Annotated in this window: 4 protein-coding genes and 1 pseudogene; 4 read left to right on the forward strand and 1 reads right to left on the reverse strand. The window is 67.8% G+C overall.

What is annotated here, in order from left to right; genetic code table 11:
• A partial coding sequence (locus LWW96_RS13835) for an aromatic ring-hydroxylating dioxygenase subunit alpha (protein WP_291487936.1) occupies positions 1–636 on the reverse strand: 636 nt, incomplete at its 3' end.
• Between the two features lie 318 nt (positions 637–954).
• Between LWW96_RS13835 and LWW96_RS13840 the strand changes: the two genes are divergently transcribed.
• The 4 genes and pseudogenes from LWW96_RS13840 to LWW96_RS13855 all read left to right on the forward strand — a co-directional run.
• A complete protein-coding gene (locus LWW96_RS13840) occupies positions 955–1,197 on the forward strand; it encodes an exodeoxyribonuclease VII small subunit (protein ID WP_291487938.1) in 243 nt (80 codons plus the stop codon).
• On the forward strand, positions 1,194–2,177 hold the full coding sequence (locus LWW96_RS13845) for a polyprenyl synthetase family protein (protein ID WP_291487940.1): 984 nt from the start codon (positions 1,194–1,196) through the stop codon (positions 2,175–2,177). Before LWW96_RS13840 ends, LWW96_RS13845 begins: the two co-directional genes overlap by 4 nt.
• 118 nt (positions 2,178–2,295) lie before the next feature.
• Positions 2,296–4,206 (forward strand): 1-deoxy-D-xylulose-5-phosphate synthase, encoded by a 1,911-nt coding sequence (dxs, locus tag LWW96_RS13850; RefSeq protein WP_291487942.1) that lies wholly within the window; start codon positions 2,296–2,298, stop codon positions 4,204–4,206.
• A gap of 202 nt (positions 4,207–4,408) precedes the next feature.
• Positions 4,409–5,074: pseudogene (locus tag LWW96_RS13855) on the forward strand (ABC transporter substrate-binding protein); the annotation flags it as partial.

Raw genomic sequence — 5,074 nt, forward strand, 5'->3', positions numbered from 1 at the left:
GGTGACGAAGTTGCCCAGCCCGGGGTGGAACGGCCCGACGTGGTAGTCCTCCAGGTAGACCTCGATGAAGGTCTTCCAGTTGTAGTTGCACTCGTGCAGCTCCACACGGTCGAGCGAAAAGCCCTCGAACGACAGCTCGGCCAGGGGGCCCATGCCGGCCAGGTCGGCGCCGATGTCGCGGCCGTTGTCCTCGAACAGCAGGCCGTTCCACTCGCGCAGCTTGTAGTTGTTCAGGTCCAGGCAGGGGTCGTGCGCAAAGTGGGGCGCACCCAGCAGCTCGCCCTTGGGGCTGTAGGTCCAGCGGTGCAGCGGGCACACGATGTTGCCGCCCGCATGGCCCTTGCCGTGGCCCTGCAGCGTGCCGCGGCCCTTGAGCATTACGGCTTGGCGGTGCCGGCAGATGTTGGAGATCAGCTCCACGCCGCCTTGCGCGTTGCGCACGAGCGCGCGCCCCTCGCCCTCCTGGGGCAGTGCGTAATAGTCACCTTCGTTCGGAACCGACAGAGAGTGCCCCACGTAGCGGGGCCCGCGCTGGAAGATGGTCTCCAGCTCGCGCTGGAACAGCGCCTCGTCAAAGTAGCTCGAAACTGGTAGTTGGCTTGCGGCCTGCTGCAGTTGAAGACTTAAATCAGACATGGGTGACCTGACCTAAAGACTCCCCACAGAGAGAGTGCGGGAGGTGCGCCGATGAAGACGCATCTGGAAAAAGAAAACCGGCTAGGGTGGGTAGCCGGCTCGACGGGAATGGGATTATAGGCGGTGGGGTTATTCCCGCACCCCGATTACGTGTATTGAAAAGCATCGTAGTGGACACAGATCAAGGCTTGCGTGGCCGCGGGCGGCCTCCCCCGACTGGAGCGTGGCCTCCATTGCGCGGCGGCCACCCCGCCCGAAGTGGGGGCAGCGCCTAAAATGGGCGGTTTTCATCCAGCGCACCGGCGCCATTGCTTCTCCATGCCCAAGGCCACCACCCCGCCAGCACCGCCCGCCGAACCTGCCAGCTACGAGGCGGCCCTGGAAGAGCTGGAGCAGCTTGTGGCCCGCATCGAGGCGGGCCAGCTGCCGCTGGACCAGATGCTGGCGGGCTACCAGCGCGGCGCCACGCTGCTGGCGTTCTGCCGGCAGCGGCTGGAGGCGGTGCAGGACCAGATCAAGATCCTGGATGAAGGCCAACTGCAACCATGGAACCAGGAATGAGCGCTGTGCCCCTGACGGCTGCGGCCGGGTCTTTCGAGATAAGCCCTTGGAGCCAGCACCACCTGGCGCGCGTCGAGCAGGCGCTGTCGCAGTGGGTGGGGGTGGATGCGCCCGCCGGGCTGGGCGACGCGATGCGCTACGCCGTGCTTGACGGCGGCAAGCGCCTGCGGCCTCTGCTGGTGCTGGCGGCCTATGAGGCGGTGTGCAGCGGGGCGCCTGGCGAAGCCGCGCCTGCCGTGGGTGCCGCGATGGGCGATGCGGCCCTGCGCGCGGCCATGGACGATGCGGCCCTGCGCGCCGCGTGCGCCGTCGAGCTGATCCATGCGTACTCGCTGGTGCACGACGACATGCCGTGCATGGACAACGACATCCTGCGCCGCGGCAAGCCCACGGTGCACGTGCGCTTTGGCGAGGCGCAGGCCTTGCTGGCCGGCGACGCGCTGCAGGCGTTTGCGTTTGAGCTGCTCACGCCCGATGCCACCCTGATCCCCGCGGCCACCCAGGCCGCCCTGTGCCGCCTGCTGGCTCGCGCCGCGGGCTCGGCAGGCATGGCGGGCGGGCAGGCCATCGACCTGGCCAGCGTCGGCGTGGCGCTGAACGAAGAGCAGCTGCGCCAGATGCACCGGCTCAAGACCGGGGCGCTGCTGCAGGGCAGCGTGCTCATGGGGGCCGCCTGCGGGCCGGCACCCGCTGCCGCGCGCGATGCCCTGTCCGACTATGGCGCGGCCATGGGCCTGGCGTTCCAGGTAGTGGACGACATCCTGGACGTGGTGGCCGACTCCGCCACGCTCGGCAAGACGGCGGGCAAGGATGCCGCGGCCGACAAGCCCACCTACGTGTCGCTGCTGGGCCTGGCCCGGGCACAGGCCCACGCCCAGGAACTGCTGGGGCAGGCCCAGTCGGCACTGGCCCGCAGCGGCTTGGCGGACACGCGCGCCCTGGCCGCGCTGGCCGAGATGGTGGTGTCCCGCTCGCACTGAGCGCAGCCCTTGATGCGCCGCCCGCCCATGCCCTGTTTCCCCGCGGTGGTGAGTTTCAAGAAAAATTGGCCTCTGGCGCTTGATTGACAAGCGCTGGCAGCTATAAAAAGTGTAGTAAATGTCCACGACGTCTTATCCCCTGCTGCAGACCATCAACGACCCGGCAGACCTGCGCCAGCTTTCGCGGCCAGACCTGAAGGCGCTGGCCACCGAACTGCGCGAGTTCGTGCTGCAGAGCGTCTCGCAGACCGGCGGGCACCTCAGCTCCAACCTGGGCACGGTGGAACTCACCATCGCGCTGCACCACGTCTTCCAGACTCCGTACGACCGGCTGGTGTGGGACGTGGGCCACCAGACCTACCCGCACAAGATCCTGACCGGGCGGCGCGACCGCATGCACACCCTGCGCCAGCTGGGAGGCATCTCGGGCTTTCCGCAGCGCGCGGAGAGCGAGTACGACACCTTCGGCACCGCGCACTCGTCCACCAGCATCTCGGCCGCGCTGGGTATGGCGCTGGCGGCCCAGCGCAAGGGCGAGAACCGGCACGCCGTGGCCATCATCGGCGACGGCGCCATGACGGCCGGCATGGCCTTCGAGGCGCTGAACAACGCTGGCGTGGCCGACGCGAACCTGCTCGTGGTGCTCAACGACAACGACATGAGCATCAGCCCGCCGGTGGGCGCGCTCAACCGCTACCTCGCCCAGCTGATGAGCGGCCAGTTCTACGCCAAGGCCCGCGACGTGGGCAAGAGCGTGCTGAAGAACGCGCCCCCGCTGCTGGAACTGGCCAAGCGCCTGGAGCAGCAGGCCAAGGGCATGGTGGTGCCGGCCACGCTGTTCGAGAAATTCGGCTTCAACTACATCGGCCCCATCGACGGGCATGACCTGGATTCGCTCATCCCCACGCTGGAGAACATCCGGGGCCTCAAGGGGCCGCAGTTCCTGCACGTGGTCACCAAGAAAGGGCAGGGCTACAAGCTGGCCGAGGCCGACCCGGTGGCCTACCACGGCCCGGGCAAGTTCGACCCCAGCGTCGGCCTGACCAAGCCTGCCACGCCGCCCAAGCAGACCTTCACCCAGGTCTTTGGCCAGTGGCTGTGCGACATGGCCGCGCGCGACGGGCGGCTGGTGGGCATCACCCCCGCCATGCGCGAAGGCTCGGGCATGGTGGAGTTTGAAAAGCGCTTTCCCGACCGGTACTACGACGTCGGCATCGCCGAGCAGCATGCCGTCACCTTCGCCGCGGGCATGGCCTGCGAAGGCGTGAAGCCCGTGGTGGCCATCTACTCCACCTTCCTGCAGCGCGGCTACGACCAGCTCATCCACGACGTGGCCTTGCAGAACCTGCCGGTGGTCTTCGCGCTGGACCGCGCCGGCCTGGTGGGGGCAGACGGCGCCACCCATGCGGGCGCCTACGACATCCCGTTCGTGCGCTGTATTCCCAACATGGCCATGGCCTGCCCGGCGGACGAGCGCGAATGCCGCCAGCTGCTCACCACGGCCTTTGAACAAGACCATCCCGTCGCCGTGCGCTACCCCCGCGGCAGCGGGGCCGGCGTGGCGCCCCTGCCCGCACTGGACGGGCTGCCCTACGGCAAGGGTGAAATCCGCCGCGAGCGCAATGCAGCAGGGGCCCGCGGCGACGCGCCGCGCATTGCCATCCTGGCGTTCGGCACGCTGCTGTATCCGGCGCTGCAGGCGGCCGAGCGCATGGACGCCACCGTCGTCAACATGCGCTGGGCCAAGCCGCTGGACGAAGCCCTGTTGCGCGAGGTGGCCGAGCGCCACGATGCGCTGGTCACGGTGGAAGAGGGCGCGGTGATGGGCGGCGCCGGCAGCGCAGTGACCGAGGCCCTGAACGCCATGGGCCTCGTGCGCCCGGTGCTGCAACTGGGCCTGCCCGACGTGTTCATCGAGCACGGTGACCCGGCGCGCCTGCTGGCGTTGCAGGGGCTGGATGCCGACGGCATCCAGCGGGCCATCGAGCAGCGCTTCCTGCCAGCCGCGCAACCCGTGCCGGGGGCCTGAGACGGCCTGCCGCCGGGGCCACAAGCCGGGCAACATGCTTGCAAAAGCCTGAAGCCCCGCGCCCCTGTGAGAGCTTTCGCGGGAAAACCCCCAAAACCGCAGGGGGGCATGTTTCTACAATGAAGCCGGCTTAAAAGTCCTTGGCACGCCGCGCACAACGCGTGCGCCCAAGTTTCGCAATCACTACATCGGAGAGAACCTCATGGATCGTCGCTCAATCATCAAGCAGGCTGGCATTGCTGGCGTGCTGGCCGCAGGTGTGGCACCCGCCGTCCACGCGCAGGCCGCCATCCGCTGGCGCCTGGCCTCCAGCTTCCCCAAGTCGCTGGACACCATTTATGGCGGGGCTGACGTGTTCTCCAAGGCCGTCAAGGCCATGTCCGGCGGCAAGTTCGAAATTTCGGTGCACGCGGGCGGCGAGCTGATGCCTCCCTTCGGCGTGGTGGACGGCGTGCAGCAAGGCACCGTGGAAATGGCCCACTCCGTGCCTTACTACTTCTACGGCAAGAACCCCGCCTTCGCGCTGGGTTCGGCAGTGCCCTTCGGCTTCAACGCGCGCCAGATGAATGCCTGGATGCTGCATGGCAACGGCCGCAAGCTCATGAACGAGTTCTACGCCGGCTACAACATGGTCAGCTTTGCCGGCGGCAACACCGGCACCCAGATGGGCGGCTGGTTCCGCAAGGAAATCAAGTCCCCCGATGACTTCAAGGGCATGAAGATGCGCCTGGGCGGCGGCCTGATCGGCGAAGTGATGCAAAAAATGGGCGCGGTGCCCCAAAGCATCCCGGGCGGCGAAATCTACCAGGCCCTCGAAAAGGGCACGCTGGACGCTGCCGAGTGGGTGGGTCCGTACGACGACCAGAAG

The sequence above is a fragment of the Acidovorax sp. genome (assembly GCF_021287135.1).
Classification (GTDB): Bacteria; Pseudomonadota; Gammaproteobacteria; order Burkholderiales; family Burkholderiaceae_C; genus Acidovorax.